At 36.7% G+C, this 15,014-nt stretch carries 12 protein-coding genes and 3 pseudogenes; 2 read left to right on the forward strand and 13 right to left on the reverse strand.

All coding sequences use genetic code 11. From position 1 onward, the window contains the following. Positions 1–522: 522 nt before the first annotated feature. The 9 genes and pseudogenes from AC3ASS_RS06645 to AC3ASS_RS06685 form a co-directional block, all read right to left on the reverse strand. Positions 523–975 (reverse strand): hypothetical protein, encoded by a 453-nt coding sequence (locus AC3ASS_RS06645; RefSeq protein ID WP_488282736.1) that lies wholly within the window; start codon positions 973–975, stop codon positions 523–525. Positions 976–978: 3 nt separating this feature from the next. Beyond that, positions 979–3,006 carry an AAA family ATPase gene (locus tag AC3ASS_RS06650; RefSeq protein ID WP_488282737.1) on the reverse strand — a complete coding sequence of 676 codons (2,028 nt, stop codon included), beginning with the start codon at positions 3,004–3,006 and terminating at the stop codon, positions 979–981. Next, positions 3,003–3,176: a hypothetical protein gene (locus AC3ASS_RS06655; protein WP_488282738.1), complete on the reverse strand. Its 174-nt coding sequence runs from the start codon at positions 3,174–3,176 to the stop codon at positions 3,003–3,005. Before AC3ASS_RS06655 ends, AC3ASS_RS06650 begins: the two co-directional genes overlap by 4 nt. Further along, the gene (locus tag AC3ASS_RS06660) at positions 3,176–5,194 is read right to left on the reverse strand and encodes a DEAD/DEAH box helicase family protein (protein WP_488282739.1); all 2,019 of its coding nucleotides are present in this window, start codon (positions 5,192–5,194) and stop codon (positions 3,176–3,178) included. Before AC3ASS_RS06660 ends, AC3ASS_RS06655 begins: the two co-directional genes overlap by 1 nt. Then, positions 5,195–7,027, reverse strand: a complete 1,833-nt coding sequence (locus AC3ASS_RS06665) for a hypothetical protein (RefSeq protein WP_488282740.1) — start codon at positions 7,025–7,027, stop codon at positions 5,195–5,197. Then, on the reverse strand, positions 7,024–8,991 hold the full coding sequence (locus tag AC3ASS_RS06670; RefSeq protein WP_488282741.1) for a sigma factor-like helix-turn-helix DNA-binding protein: 1,968 nt from the start codon (positions 8,989–8,991) through the stop codon (positions 7,024–7,026). The genes AC3ASS_RS06665 and AC3ASS_RS06670 overlap by 4 nt, the downstream gene beginning before the upstream one ends. A gap of 883 nt (positions 8,992–9,874) precedes the next feature. After that, positions 9,875–10,429: a hypothetical protein gene (locus tag AC3ASS_RS06675; protein ID WP_488282742.1), complete on the reverse strand. Its 555-nt coding sequence runs from the start codon at positions 10,427–10,429 to the stop codon at positions 9,875–9,877. 42 nt (positions 10,430–10,471) lie between these two features. Further along, positions 10,472–10,840 carry a TatD family hydrolase gene (locus AC3ASS_RS06680; protein WP_488282767.1) on the reverse strand — a complete coding sequence of 123 codons (369 nt, stop codon included), beginning with the start codon at positions 10,838–10,840 and terminating at the stop codon, positions 10,472–10,474. Between the two features lie 166 nt (positions 10,841–11,006). Next, positions 11,007–11,159 (reverse strand): annotated as a pseudogene (locus AC3ASS_RS06685) (transposase); the annotation flags it as partial. 132 nt (positions 11,160–11,291) lie between these two features. Between AC3ASS_RS06685 and AC3ASS_RS06690 the strand changes: the two are divergent. Further along, positions 11,292–11,411 (forward strand): annotated as a pseudogene (locus AC3ASS_RS06690) (transposase); the annotation flags it as partial. Here AC3ASS_RS06690 and AC3ASS_RS06695 read toward each other — a convergent pair. From AC3ASS_RS06695 to AC3ASS_RS06705, 3 genes and pseudogenes are all read right to left on the reverse strand, one after another. Then, positions 11,391–11,516: pseudogene (locus AC3ASS_RS06695) on the reverse strand (PD-(D/E)XK nuclease family transposase); the annotation flags it as partial. The pseudogenes AC3ASS_RS06690 and AC3ASS_RS06695 sit on opposite strands and share 21 nt — an antisense overlap. Positions 11,517–11,799: 283 nt before the next feature. Beyond that, entirely contained in the window at positions 11,800–12,657 is an 858-nt protein-coding gene (locus AC3ASS_RS06700) for a hypothetical protein (RefSeq protein WP_488282743.1), read from the reverse strand. Positions 12,658–12,668: 11 nt separating this feature from the next. Next, positions 12,669–13,082 carry a hypothetical protein gene (locus AC3ASS_RS06705; protein ID WP_488282744.1) on the reverse strand — a complete coding sequence of 138 codons (414 nt, stop codon included), beginning with the start codon at positions 13,080–13,082 and terminating at the stop codon, positions 12,669–12,671. Between the two features lie 53 nt (positions 13,083–13,135). On the opposite strand from AC3ASS_RS06705, the gene AC3ASS_RS06710 reads away from it, so the two are divergent. Next, entirely contained in the window at positions 13,136–13,396 is a 261-nt protein-coding gene (locus AC3ASS_RS06710; RefSeq protein ID WP_488282745.1) for a hypothetical protein, read from the forward strand. 61 nt (positions 13,397–13,457) lie between these two features. Here AC3ASS_RS06710 and yhbH read toward each other — a convergent pair whose 3' ends face one another. Next, positions 13,458–14,624 carry a sporulation protein YhbH gene (gene yhbH, locus AC3ASS_RS06715; RefSeq protein ID WP_488282746.1) on the reverse strand — a complete coding sequence of 389 codons (1,167 nt, stop codon included), beginning with the start codon at positions 14,622–14,624 and terminating at the stop codon, positions 13,458–13,460. Between the last annotated feature and the right edge of the window lie 390 nt (positions 14,625–15,014).

Below are 15,014 nucleotides of genomic sequence, written 5' to 3' on the forward strand. Positions count from 1 at the left end.
GTATAAAAGAATGACGGGGTTGCGTGTCTTTTTTTTGACCAAAATTGTATGAAAACCCCAACATTTATTATAGAGCCTAAAAAATGAGCCACATGATTTCCAATTTTTAATCCCTCTCTTATGATTAAAAGTGACCCAACTTTTAATGAGAGAGAGGAAAAAAGGATGATCAGTATGGCTCAATTTCAAAGTATGAAGCAAAAAGAGAATGGAGAAGGGTAGTACACTGCCGCGCGAGGTGTTTGTGTTTCTCGCCCCTCCTCGGGGCAAGAAACACAAACACCCACATACTCCCATTTATGGGAGTTCTCTTTCCAAGAGTGGCTCACTTTTGAAGTGATCACCTTGGCTCAATTTATCATTGACAAATACAACAATCTTCGACATACTTCGGGATGTGCCAGGCACGCAGTCATTAATGGATTTGGCTTAAGAATTATTTGTTCATCTAATTATGATGGATTCTCGATACTATCTAAACACAACAGCCGGGTAGCTGTTGTGTTTAGTAGATGATTTAAATTAAAACGGAACTTCCTTCGAATCGCCGTAAATATAGCTGAGCAAATCCACCTCGTATTCAGTATAGGTCTCATCAAGCTTGTTTCCGTCCCAGCGGTGCCCGAATACCTCATTGACCAGAATCTCCATACCGCCTTCTGCATACTCTTCAAGTAGTTTTCTCGCTTTTCTAGGAAATTCATTTTCGTCAAATGCTTCTATATTTTTACCTAGTTCTTCACCACTTAGTATAATAGAATAGGCTGCTGCCTTTTGTCTTGTGTTTAGGTAGTTGGTCCTAAATTCACGACCTCGCTCGCCAATACTTCTTTTTCTATTTTTTTTAAACCCTATACTTGCGCATAACAAGAATAAATCCTGGTATTTGATTTCGAATTTTGTATTCAAATGAAAGTAAATTTCCTCGTATTTTTTGCTCGTATAAAGTAGTGCTTGATCTGCTAAAAAGTCCATCATTTACCCCCTAGTTGCAATTGTTTCATTTAATTCAAGTTCTACGATTTCTGAGTGTCCCGGTTTGATTTGCTCAAGCTTATACCACTTACCGAGCTTGCCGGTGCTCTTGAAGCGAATTTCTTCCGTCCTAGACAACTCTGTATCTGTTAACAGAAGCACCCACTGTGAGGTGAGATTTGGAATATTGTCTATTAAATGATCACGGTTGTTTCCGCTGATCCGACCAAAAGGTGTGTCCATAAACAATGGGAAGTCGATATCTTCTGATCCACCTGCAGCTACTTTTGCAAGAGAAGTAATAAACGATAAAGCTACAACCTGACGCTGACCTTGTGAAATATCTTGGGTGATATTGATATTTTCCCAGTTTATAATATCAATCTCGTATTTCTCATTGATATCAATACGCTTGACTAGCTCTTTGTCCTTGCGGTCGATGAGTACCTTAAAAATCTCCGTGGTTTCACTGGTTAGCTTAGCACGCATCTCATCGCTGTACTTTTTAAATAGCGTTTCAAAATGGTCCTTTAGACTTTCGATATATTGAAGGATTTTTGAATCGATCCGTAAACTTTCATTCTCTCGGAGTAAACGACTGAATTCCTTCTCTAATACTTCTTTCTTTTTCTCTTTTTCATTGATCTTGAACTTTAGATCACGAATTTCCTCCTCCAGGTCTTTCAAGAAATCTTTTTTATCCCCTAAAGTAGCCTCAAGATTTTTAAAGTTCTCCTGTTCCTGAGCCTTCAGTCGGATAGCACCGCTATATTTATCAATCTCACGGTCGATTTCTTCAATTTCATCTTTGATTTCCCTGAATTCACGAAGTTTACGTTCAATAGATTTTACAATATCTCCCTCATCTAACATAAAATCATGAATACTTGAGGTAATCTGAGAAATCAATGGTGTGAGTTCAGAACGTTTAAAGTTGTTCTTTAATAATTTAACCTGATTTAGATGGTCCATATTTTCTCGCAGGTCGTTTCCGCAGCAGGCGCAAACAAGGTCTCGTAGTGATTTTTCAATCACTTCAATCGGAATCAAATCCCTCTGATCGACAAGAATCTGATCAAGATAATTTTTAACGGAGAAGTATGTATCCTTCAGGATTAAATGGTAACCATTAGTGACGAGCTCCCCTTTAATTTCTTCCTTTTTGTCCTTTGCAAGACGAACGTGAAGGTTTTTCTTTTCCTTGGCAGTACCTAGCATTTCCTGAATCCGTTTTACATCTTCGTTTTCAGCAAGTTTGTTTTCGATCTGCTCAATCTCAAGTGCACATGCAGCTTTATTTTTCTCCTTCAAGTTGACCCGTTCCTGCATACTAGTGATTTCATCAGTAATGGCATCTATTTCAATTTGCTTACTGGTCAAATCAAGGTTATGGGAAGAAGCAAGAATTCGTTTTTTCTCCGAAGAATGAAGCCTTTTTAGCAGAGTGATCGCCGCTTCTAGTTTGTCTATTTGCAGCAGCTTAACAATCCCGTTTTTAACCTCTTCCTTGACCTTGGCATCTGTTCTTGCAAGAGTTTCAATTTTTTCCGCATCAAACAAGAAAAAGCCCTTAATGCTTTCATCAAGAATGCCGTTGATGATGTCTTTAATCTCTTGTTCATCTGTAATTGGCTTAGCTGAGTAGTTTCCTTGTTCATCAACAATGTTCAACTCAACACCAAGAATCTTTTCCGTAATGATATCTCCTGTTTTATAGCCTCTAGCAAATCTTTTAATTTCGTATTTTTTGTTGCGATGCTCAAATACCACCTTAACAGAGGTGTCAATCGGCATGTTAGGGTTTTCGTCCAAAGCCAGAAAGTTGACAAGATGGATCTTTTCCTTCGGGTTATCCTGCTGAATGTGGGTGCTACCATATAGACCAAACATTAATGCTCGAAAAATTCCGGTCTTTCCTTTTCCATTTTCTCCAAAGATAATTGTAATATTTTCTTTGCCATTAGCAAATTCGATTTTCTGTTCTCCGTAAAACTGACGGAAGTTGTTCAGAGAGATTTCGATCAGTTTCATCTGCCTTCCTCCTCTAAAACCAGCTCTCTGATTTCCTCTCTGATCATTTCTTCGATGCTGGCATTTGATTTCCGGCCGGCCTCCAGCTCTCTTAACAGTAATTTAGCAATTTCAGCAAGTTCTCTTGGAAACTCGCTGATTTTTTTCTCCAAATCTTTATTGATATTCATTAAATGACCCCCATGTTACTTTTAAATTCTCTATATACTTCCCAAGGCAGCTTATCCATTAAGTACTCAAGTGAGTACGACTGCAGCTCTCTGCCGACAACCTCTCTAGCATTATAATTGTTTATGGCAAATCTGGAAAACTCAGCAAATCTAGGAATTTCCTTTGATGCAATCGACTTGTAAAGCTGGTCACTCGCTCCTGATGGTAGAACAATAAAATCATAAATCTCCGCGATATTTTTGCCGGGATACGTCCTTAAAATACGACCGCGGCGCTGGACAAATTCACGCGGATTTGACGTACTGGCGAGAAAATAAGCGGTCCTTGTGCTTGGTACGTCTACACCTTCATCAAGGCATTTAATTGCCACAAGTATCTGAATTGAACCATCATCGAACGATTTTAAAATCTGCATTCTGTCTTCAAGACTGACCTTTGAATCAAATCGGTGAACCCGATAGCCAAGCCGAGATAGATTTTTCGTGATGACTTCCACTTCTCCAGGAGCGCAATAGACTAGTGTATGAGAAACTTCCATGCGGTCTTTTTCGCGAAAAATTGATAAAAGTTTTTCTTTTTTATTTTCTGCCTTACTTAAAATAAGAGCCCGCTTTCGGTTAATATCACTAATTTCTTCTTGATCAGGTTTGTCTGAATTGTACAGATGAATGAGTCGTTTTGTATATCTCTCATATCTCTCAAGTTCATCCTCTGTCAAATCAATGATAAAAGGAGTATACGTGTATTCTGTCAGTGCACCATTTTCAATGGCTGTTTTCATATCATATTCATAAACAGTCTCACCGAAAAAATCCTTAATAAATTGGGTACCGTCTTCATCCCACCATCGTTCTGGAGTAGCAGATAAGCCTACCTTTGCCTCTATGCCTCTGAGCTTATTATCCCTAAGGCTATCGACGCCAAAATAGTGACATTCATCGGCAATCAAGAAGCTTTTGCCTCTTATTTTTTTCATAAGGATGTTAAATTCTTCAGAAGCAGCACTGCGATACGTGGTGATAACCACATGGTTTTTGAGGATTCCGAGATTAAAGTCCCTTACATCTGTCTGCAACTTTCCTGTCCATGACTTCTTGCTCCCAAAGCAAGTAGTAAAGCTGGTAAATCCTAATTGACGGCAGTTCTGCTCCCACTGATCGACCAGATGTGTAAAAGGTACAATGATCGCAAGGAAAATTCTACCCTTTTCTTTATAAAATTCATTGGCAATAATGAGACTCGTTATTGTTTTTCCGGTACCCGTCGCCATTTCTAAAATTCCATTCCAGTTGTTCCTTTTTACTGCCTCAATCGCCTCTCGCTGGTAGGGACGTGGTTTAATACGTTTGATTGGCTTTCGCTCCTTTTTGTAACCTTCTATTTTTTCCTTTAGGATGTTTGGCATATCAATCACTGTTAACCCTTTGGTTGTGTTATTCCATAGATTTTCAAAGTCATTTACCATGTCATCAATCCTGGTGTGATCATGTTCCTTCCAAAACACATCAATCTTTTCAAAATTGTCTCGTATTCCACCAATTGTTTCATTTGCGGAACCGGAAAAAGCAACTCGGTTACCTTCTCGGTCATAAAAAATTCCGAACTTTTCATGGTAAAGACTATTGTTGTTGGTAAAAGCAATCTTGATTTGTAGCTTATCCTCATAAATTAGCCAGGCTAATGTGTTAAGCGTATCCTCTCTAATTGATTCCTCACAAATCTCAATTTCACGGAGGAGACTTCTAGCTATTACGTCATATTTTGCCCGGTATCCGAGCCGAATGGCTTCGATATCTTCGGCTGTCAAATATGGGTTTGCAATTAATCGGATACGACCGTCCGAGTGAAGGAATTTCTCCAACCCCCTTGCAATCACTCCGAGGCTGCCACTTGTAAAATAGCCAACAGCCCGATCGTATTGCACTGCTTTTTCAATTACCTTGCTGTAAAAATCTAAATGAATCTGGTCAACATCAGACCTGTATTTAAATTTCAAATCAAGCTCTGTAAATGACATTTACTTCCCCTGCCTTATAGTTACGTAGCCCAATTCATCAAAATGGAATTTCTCACTACTTCTGATCTCATAAGGTAAGGTTTTTTTGTGCATATATTCCTGCTCTCGAACGATCCCTTTTTCCATAAGAAAATCATAGATAGCTAATTCATGCATGTTTCCGTCGTATTCATTTTCCAACAAGTAAACCACTAAATCCTCAAAGGTTTGTATGTAGCTCTCGTCTTTCACGACAATGATCTTATCATACCGATAATCATTAAAAGTCTTTTTTACTTGGCGGAATCCACAGCGCTGCAGAACACTCTTAAGAAGATAGGCGTTCCAGCGAAACCCAATTGACGGAAGCTTTCGGCGGTAGCCTTTTAGATTGCTAAGGGACAAATACTGCTGGCTTCCCATTTCTTCTTCGGCATATGCCTTTATTTCAGCAAGAGAGGTCTCACTAATTTTTAGTTTTTTAGCAGGATACAACAAGTCCACATCAATTTCAACAAATACTCCCTGTTCAAGGAGTTTTTTAAGGAAATTGGCTGCCATCATTTCTTTGTATCCGTATTCGAAGGCAAATTCCTTTATTTCCTGTCTAGATGTTTCATCGGTAAAATGAGCAGCAATGACCTTTTCAAAACTATCAAAATCATGCCCCTCCACATACAGGTAGTTTGTATGACCTTTCACATTTGGCAGAAATAGTTTGATGATAGCAGCCAATTTATTAGCTTCATCGATACCCTTGTTCCGTAAAATGGTAGACAGTTTCCTGTCAAACATCATTTCTTTAAACATATAGCTTGCTGTAGAATAGCCTTTTTGAAAGACTTGATTAAAATACTCTATAAGTAAAGCCTTTTCAGCAGGTTGAAAATTTAAATTTTCAACGAGGATAGCATAATTGTTTCCCCATGCAATGATTTGATCAGAGGATGAAATTGCCAGATCCAATTTATACTGTGGCTTAATAACCTCCAGTAATTGATCCTTGGAACAAAGGCCACCATGTCTTTTCATAAATGCGACAAGCCTTTCATCAACACTTAGTTTCGACTTCTCATTCCTAAAGATATTAAGCGTATTCCCTTGCCCAATGGTAAACTTTTCATCAAGATAATACCGAACTAACGAGTAGAGATGTAATTTATTGTGGATTCCCAGTTGTTCAAGCCGTCCCCGAAACTTTTGGAACACATCCTGTACATTAATTACATCCCTTTTATTGAACTCTTCATTTAAATAGGCTTCAATCTCTAAAATGATAGTAGTATCAAAGTTTTCACTATCAAAATACTGAAAAGTAGACCGATCAACAAGAAGCACGCTTTCTGCATCCCGGATACGGGCATCAATCGCCCGTATGGTATTGCCAAGCTCATAATCAAGATGTCGTTTCGCCAACGCTTGCAGATGGGTGACACCTTCCTCATCTATTCTTAAGGGCTCGTCGATGTAGTGCTTAAATAAACAAGTCAAAACCTCGTTAATTGTCAGTTTATGACGAGAATAAAATTCCCCGTATTTAATATATCCTCCTGCCTCTATTAAATTTTGGATTATTTCTAATGATGGTTCCTCTATTCCGATCGATTCCAGTACTTCCTCAAGGGACTGCTGGTATTCATAAAAGTTGAATATTTCTGGAAGGTCCCCTATAAATTCCTCAATTACTCGGAAGTCCATCTTCCCATTTTCATCAAAGAAAAAAATATCAAGCTTTTTGTAATACTTAAACAGAAGATCCTCCTGTTTCAGCAGATTTATTAGAAATTCGTTCTCTGCACCAACAAAGTCAATAAGCTCTCGCCTTGTCACAAACGAATTAGACTTTGCCATCAAACGGTTGTTGAAAACTGCTTTCTTCGTAAGTATCCTAATATTTTTTTTACAAGGACTTTTATAATTTGCCTGATTCGCTCTCTCGTTACACCAAAATGGCTTCCGACTTCTTCAAGCGTCTCTTCATACTCAAAGCGGTGTTTGAGGATAGCGAAATCTCTTTCTGAAACCATAGTTTTTATTTTAGAGGCTATTTCCTTTGGATGCTCCTCCTTTTTTAGACGATTGGACAAATCAAATAAGAGATGCAGCTCGATCTCATTCCCTAGTTCTGCTATATCCTTACCTTCAATATCCCTGATTTTCAGCTTACTTCGAGAACTTGTTGGATACCCGTAAAACCTTAGCACTTCATAAACGGTCATTTCTTTAATCACTTCAAAAATTTGGCCGGATTCAAAGAATTTTGGCTTGGAATCAGCTGACTCGATATAATGACTCAGAATTTCCTTAACCTCTTCAAACCGTCTCTTGCCAACCCCCTTCAAGCTCCGGAACATTTCAAGATGATGCGTTTGTAGTTGACCAACCGTGTTTATGCCCTGCTCGGTACAAAATTTCTTAAATAGGTTATATTTGTTTTCCATAAACATGGTGTTAATTTCAATTGAAGCTGCGGATACAGTAATTGGTAGCGGTTCCGTATTCTTTTCGATAAATGCATTAATGCGTTGTTTTATTGCTTCGATTTTACCAGCACCTACACCTCTCATTTCCCCAAACTTCTCCAAATCCTTACTTGTTATTTCATATATGGTTCGGATATGATTATTCTTGCAATATTTACGGAAGTCTCGGAATATGTTCTCTGTAAATAGTTCCTCAATAAAGATTGATTTTTTTGGGTTATCAGAAGGTATGTTTTGTTCTCTCACTTCTGATGCTAAAGATTTACCTTTTAAGGTAAGGTACTCGGTTACCCGTTGTTTTACTGCTTCGACTTTCCCTACACCCACTCCTTTAATACTGCTATAATCCAAATAATGTTTGTTTGTCAACTCAGAAATTGTATTAATTTTATTTTTTTTACAAAAATCACGAAATGTACGAAATTTACCCTCTGGGAATACTTCATCGATATATTGTGGGACTTGTTGAATAAGTTCAAGTTCATTTTCATTGCTTTGTAAAATGTTACGTACTTCAAGATGTTCTGCATTATGTTCACGAAAAAAAATTACCCTTTTTTTTACGGCTTCTACCTTTCCGACTCCTACTCCCCGTAATTTCCCGTATTCTTCAAAATGTCTGTCTTTTATCTCTTCTATCGTTTGAATGTTGTTGATTTTGCAAAATTCCCGAAATGTCCGATACATGTTTTCTGCAAAAACTTTTTCAATCGAATTTTCCCAAAGATTGTAATGTTCATTACTTAGAGTTAGCTCATTATGAACAGAGTTTTGAGAGTCTAATGAGGTTCCTGTGCTATTAATACCTTTTCCATTCTGACCTAGTACTTCTTTAGAATCCTGTTTATTTTCTATTATTTCTCCATATATTACATTAGCAATTGTGAACCCTGCTTTTACCAGTTCCTTTTCAAGAAGTTTCATATCGAGATTACTGTTAATACGTCTAAACCCATCTAAAGGAATTTTATGAAAAAAAGTGTCCGATCCAATATTAAAGCGTTGGATAAATCCAGACAAGCCTAGTTTTTGAAAATCTAGAATTTTATAACGCCCTAAATCTTTAGCGGACAAAATATATTTATCAAATGATACTTTACCAGAAGGAAGTATGTTGTTGGGTTTCTCTGTAAAAAAATAAAAACCCCTTAATGCCAATTCATCTACTATTTGAAAAAACTCCTTTTTATCTTTTAGATATAAATCCCTTAAGCACTCTAGCGAAATTTGATTGCTATTTATTTTTTTGCAACCCCTTAGAAAGCGTTTCAAACACCCCTCTTCTATTTCATCAAATGTCTCAATAATGGGAGGAAGTTGAACATAGTCTTTCATAATGACCTCCATGAAACTCTCTTACATAGATTGGTATATTTCTATAATACAATAAAATTACTCCAGAAATCGAGTTGTATTTTTGGAAGAAAATTCACATTTTATTCTTGTCTTATCATCTTGAAAAAAGCAGTTCGAAAAATATTAAGAACTCGTGGTGCTAGATAAAGATTGTTGAACATAAAAATAGTCCTTGCATGGAAAAATTAAAATAAATGTATCATCCAACATTTTAAAGGAGAATTTCCATGCAAGAGCACTTTCGTTTTATAACAAAATTCAAAAACAATATACTACCACTTTATCGGTCACGATGACACAATTGTCTTATACCGAAAAACATTTGCAGCAACACAATCGACACTTTTTGAAGCAAACCGATGATGTTATCATTGCCATTCATGCGCTAGGAACTCTCGGCTTTACGTCTAAGTAAGCATGGCATCGCTTCGTAGTTGGAAACTTATTCACAGAAGAGGAGTTCCCTAAGCGTTCTGATACAAACATCGGTTCCATTCTTTACGTTAGGAACCATCAAATGAATTTGACATCAAACTCGCCAAGCGTGAGCAACATCACGCTTATTCTGGTGTAGACAGTTTGCCGATCGAGTTATGCCACTATGCACGTGCTTCACGCGTAAAACAGTTTCGAGATGTAGCGAATATGCGATATTATGCTTCCCAAAAATTTTCTTTTCGATCGAACCGTTGTCCCCACATCCATATACATTTGGGAGACAAAGGATACGTCAGTCAATCTGTTGCAAGATAAACTTCAGCGTCAATATGGAAATTAATTTTTGGATCTTCTCCCGTCGAATCCCTTGTTTGCATAGTTCTTGCGTAATTTTCGGGCTTCCGTAAATCCCATATTTCCAAAATTATACGAGTTGTTCAAAGGTTAATTTTTCAATTTGTAGCATATTATTAATCCAATCTGGAATCAATATAATATCCTCTACTTCTTGTATAGCTTGATTTATGAACCGACCGCCTTGAAGTTTATAGTTTAACTGTTCATTTGATTCTGGAACATCCACTAAAATGCCAATTTGTACTGTATCCTTTATTTTCTCGTGAATATTAAGAAGAATTTCTTTTACTTTATCATTCTTTACTGCTTCGATAAATTCATGCCACACCCAAGTGTTATCCATCATTAAGGCTTTCTTATAGTCGAGAGGTTTTTCTAATCCCTTCTCAATATGAACGCCTACTGAAAATGTACCATCTTTATTTTCATCAATCATATACTTGCCAAATCTGTAAGCTGGATAAACTGTTGAAGGAATAATCCACCACATAGATTTTTCAATGTCAAATCGGTTGAACGGTCTTAAAGTGTAGCGCTTATGTTTTGTTTCCAATGACTTATGTAATCTCTGCGCCAGTTCTTTCGCATTTTCACACATGACGCCTTTCATTTCCTCTCCCATCCCCCATCTGAAAAGGCTTAAGTAGAAGTATAGCATTTGTACTCATCGTTCGTAACTTTGCTGGTCGTTCAACAATTTCTTTAGATTATTAAATACTAAATCCTTTATATCCTTAATGCCTAATACTTTTGAAAACTCATCATAAATAAATCGTAAATTATATGATGCCATGCTGTTTTTACTACATTTCCCAAAAGGACCATCAGTTTCAATCAATAATCGTTCCAAAGGAATTTTTTGTATGATTTTAAGCCCTTTTTCTGTTGTTAGCATTGAGTAATTCACCGAAAAATAATATCCACTTCTTATTATCTCATCCAACAAAGACAGGGGACCTGAATACCAATGAAATACAGCAAAACGCACATTGCTTTCTTTTAAAATATTTGGGTCTTCACCATTTTCTGTGATTTCTACTCAATCCTAGAAACATGTTAGCTGGATGAAATAGGTTCATCAGGCAGGCTCCTTCTTCCGCATACAGACCACAAAGTTGGTAGAATGGAAACAGTCAAGTGCTTTCCTTGACGGGTTCCATTCTACCAACTATCATACCGATAGCGGAAGAAGGGAGCGCTTAAGCAGCCTGACTACCTGTAGTGTTCCCTGTACACTCCAGAAATACACGCAAACGAAACCGTTCTAGATTTCGATAGCCATATGCCCGGCGTTTGATGTTTTTGATCTTGTGATTCGTCCCCTCGATTCTGGCATTCGTATATGGGTACAACCATACGGGCCGCCATCGGATTGTCGATGTGCAATATGAAAACACCGAGCTTCCAAAAGAGACGGTATTGATTTGTACATTAATTACACGGGAAACAAAAAGGGAAAATCATGAATGAGGTTGACAACATTGTCCGAAGCAAAGGAACGCTTGGAAGAATGGATTAAGTTAGCCAAACAGAGCCCTTTTGCTTCTTTTCAGGAAGCAGCCAACACTTTTGAAAGGTGGAAGGAGCCTATTCTTTCCTACTTTTAAAATCCCGTTCAAAAACGCAATCGTAATCCGCTTTCGGCTTGGGTGGCCGAACAATTGCTTAAACATAAAATCCATTTTCAAATCGAGGTATTCTTCTGTCATTGGAGACCATCCTTTCGGCGAAATTTTTGAGAGGAAATAGGTGGATACGATTTTATTAAAGCGGAATGAAGGAGGAAAAATCAAGATTCTAAACAGAATTATCTGGATAAAAATAGAAAGAGAGCTGAGTGATTTTTTGGAATTACGGACTCTCTTTTTCTGATATTCTAACAACCTTCGGCATACTTCGGGGCGTGCCAGGCACCGATCCCACGCTCAAATAAAAAAACTCATCCCTCCCCCATAGGATAGGAATGAGTTTTGGTAATCCCATCTTTCACTATTAAAACACAAATATTTCTTTCTCCATCGCTCGTTCTTCAATAATCTCGCCGTCTTGAATGACATAAATGTATACTTTATTCAAAATATCAGCTAAATCTTCCAGATGTTCTTCGGATGGCATATAGTTTGGATCGTTTGTCAGGATGATATATCGTTCTTCGCCGTTAAAGCGTTCGCTGTAAAAGTCGACTAATGCTAGGCAATCAAACATTTTTATGTTTATACGTCCGTTTGCTTTTTCGTATTTTTCCACTACATCCTTATAGTCAATCGACATGATTCGTTTACTGCGGCCTGTAGGGGCAAGTTGTAAAGAAAGGATTTTCTTTGGCGGTTTCATGCTAATATTCTTTTGGCGACGAATGACGTTCAAACGTTCTTCTTTCTTCATATCTAAGTCAATTAAATGAGCGTTCATTTGGTTAATAAGAGCACTATTGCGATTGTCTATGTTTTCTTGTTGATATTTTTCTAGCTTTTCTAGCGTGTTACGGTATTGTTCATTAAAAGATTTCTCTAGGAACGCTAAAATCTTATCTAATTGTTTTTGGCGTTTGGCTTGAACTTGATTTCTAATTAAAGATGAGTGCTTTAGAACATGTCCTATGCATTCGTTTGATGCGTTATCACTTAATTCAATAACGTTTTCGTAAAAATGACCAGCAAATAACCAGTATGGATCTAATGCAATGATTTCGCCATTTTCTCCTTTGGCTAGATGAATAAAATGGTTTTCAAGCTCTTTTCCCGTTCCATCTACAATGCTAATATTGTATACCTCAACCATCAATGGTTCAGGAACATCATAAGTGACTAAATATCTCCCCCAAGAACGCTTTTCATTTGCTTTTTTCATTAAGTCCATGCTTAATTTAAAAATTGGATGGTACTATTTAATAACGCCACTTCTTCAGATTCATATTCACGTATACCTGTAAAACGGTAACTTTCTCCTTGATAACGAGCTAATTCAGGCAGGCTGTCTCGAATAAATTTTGGTAAACGTTCAATACGTTTTACTTTGCCATCGTTTGTATCATAGACTCGGACTTTTTTCTTTTCTAAAATGTACGTTGCTAAATCTGTATATGCTCGAATTGGAATGCGTTTAACTGTCAAATCATTTTGCTCACGTTTTAAAATCGATAAATCGAGCGGATCTTCAACCATTCTTTCTTCTTGCATGAGCTTCAATAACTTTTGGTGCTCTTCCGACAATGTTTTTTCCATATTGGCAATAACATCATCTAAACGTTCACGGTTTAAAATCGCTTCCTGCATTAAGTCGGCTAAACTATCAAACTTATCTTCTAAAACTTCGCCAATGAAGAACGATGTTTATTATCGGGCAGCTTGGAATCATAAATATTTATATTTCCCATGAAATTCGGCCAATAAATACTCCTCTTGCATTTGAATTACACAATGTTACGAACGCTTGGCCACAATTCATGGAAAACATCATTAAAGATTTGTATACCGCTCCTTGGATTCCATTATCGGCATGTGTAGCTATTACCATTTCTGTTGTTGGATTTTTTATGTTAGGAGAAGGTTTGAAAAAGTACTTTAAAAAGACCGGAGATTATATTTAAATATTTGTTAGTAAAAAATCTGTCACCGACCAACCTTTTTGGTTATCGGTGACAGATTTTTTTATGCATATGCTACATTTTCTTCTTTTCTAAAAAAGGTTTTCATTGCATGAAATACATCCGCTTTTTGCTTTAAGATATAATACCGAAATTTTTCATTATGAATGTTCTTGTATGCAGACATGAGTGTTGAAGTTCGGTGATATTGATTTACTTCGCCATATCCAAACATATTGGATAGTTCCATAATTTCCTCAACTAATTTTATGCATCGAACATTGTCTGAGGTCAAATTATCCCCATCGGAGAAATGGAATGGATAAATATTATATTTTCGATGATCATATTTTGAATCAATTAATTCTAACGCTTTTTTATAAACAGAAGAACAAATCGTTCCCCCGCTCTCCCCTTTTGTAAAAAATTCTTCCTCTGTGACAACTTTTGCTTCTGTATGATGAGATATAAATTCAATTTCGACCTTTTCATATTTCGTTCTTAAAAATCTTGTCATCCAGAAAAAGAAGCTCCTTGCCATATATTTTTCCCATATCCCCATACTTCCACTTGTATCCATCATGGCAAGCACGACTGCTTTCGATTCAGGTTTTTTCACTTCGGACCATGTTTTAAATTTTAAATCTTCGGGATAAATTGGATAAAATGATGGCTTTCCTCTCATTGCATTGCGTTTAAATGCAGATAACATCGTACGCTTTTTATCTATATTACCCATAAGGCCCGTTTTTCGAATATCGTTAAATTCAATATCTTCAATCATGTTTTCGGCATGTTCTTTTCGTTTTAAATTTGGTAACTCTAATTGTTTGAAAAACTCTTCTTCTAATTCCATTAATGACACTTCTACTTCATAATAATCTTCGCCAGGCAGGTCTCCTGCACCTTGACCTCTCCCTGGTCCCTTTTGGCTTGAGCCATCGCGAGCAATAACGTCGCCAACTTGACTATCCCCATCACCTTGCCCTACATGTTTATTTTTTTCATAATTATAACGAATTTTATATTCATCTAATGATCGAATAGGTATTTTCACCACTTGTTTTCCGTTCGACATAATAATGCTCTCTTCCGTTACAAGATCTGGCAAATTATTTCGAATCGCTTCTTGTACTTTTTCTTGGTGTCTTTGCTGGTCATCATACCCTTTACGATGGAGGGACCAATCTTCTTGAGAAATGACATATTGAGGATTTTTTGAATCTGTCACAGACTCCCCTCCTTAAATTTTTGATAAAAAAACATGCACATTTTTAACAACTTTTCATACACTATATTGTGTGCCTAAATCATGATGGAGTAATTTTTTGAAAATTCATTTATATTACTCTATCATATGCAGTGATAAAAAAATAATTTACTACTTTCTTTTAAAATCCTATTTATAAAATGTACAAGCACCTTCTCCTTCATATTTTCATGGCTAATCATCATTCATTTTTCAAAAGTATGATAAATAAAAAACAGTCAAAATAAAGACACTATTAATAAATGAATATTCCATATTTCTTATGTTGCAAAAATTTTTTAGTAAGTATCCCCAATAAAAAACACCCCTTAAAAGGTAGTTTTTCATCCTTTTAAGGGGCGATTCATAAAG

The organism is Bacillus sp. JST-5 (assembly GCF_057747715.1).

Coding starts and splice junctions, on each gene's coding strand:
- AC3ASS_RS06675 (WP_488282742.1), bottom strand. CDS start 10,429: ATGGGAGAGGAAATGAAAGGCGTCATGTGTGAAAATGCGAAAGAACTG.
- AC3ASS_RS06660 (WP_488282739.1), bottom strand. CDS start 5,194: ATGTCATTTACAGAGCTTGATTTGAAATTTAAATACAGGTCTGATGTT.
- AC3ASS_RS06700 (WP_488282743.1), bottom strand. CDS start 12,657: ATGAAAAAAGCAAATGAAAAGCGTTCTTGGGGGAGATATTTAGTCACT.
- AC3ASS_RS06710 (WP_488282745.1), top strand. CDS start 13,136: ATGTTTATTATCGGGCAGCTTGGAATCATAAATATTTATATTTCCCAT.
- AC3ASS_RS06650 (WP_488282737.1), bottom strand. CDS start 3,006: ATGAAACTGATCGAAATCTCTCTGAACAACTTCCGTCAGTTTTACGGA.
- AC3ASS_RS06705 (WP_488282744.1), bottom strand. CDS start 13,082: ATGCAGGAAGCGATTTTAAACCGTGAACGTTTAGATGATGTTATTGCC.
- AC3ASS_RS06655 (WP_488282738.1), bottom strand. CDS start 3,176: ATGAATATCAATAAAGATTTGGAGAAAAAAATCAGCGAGTTTCCAAGA.
- AC3ASS_RS06670 (WP_488282741.1), bottom strand. CDS start 8,991: ATGAAAGACTATGTTCAACTTCCTCCCATTATTGAGACATTTGATGAA.
- AC3ASS_RS06645 (WP_488282736.1), bottom strand. CDS start 975: ATGGACTTTTTAGCAGATCAAGCACTACTTTATACGAGCAAAAAATAC.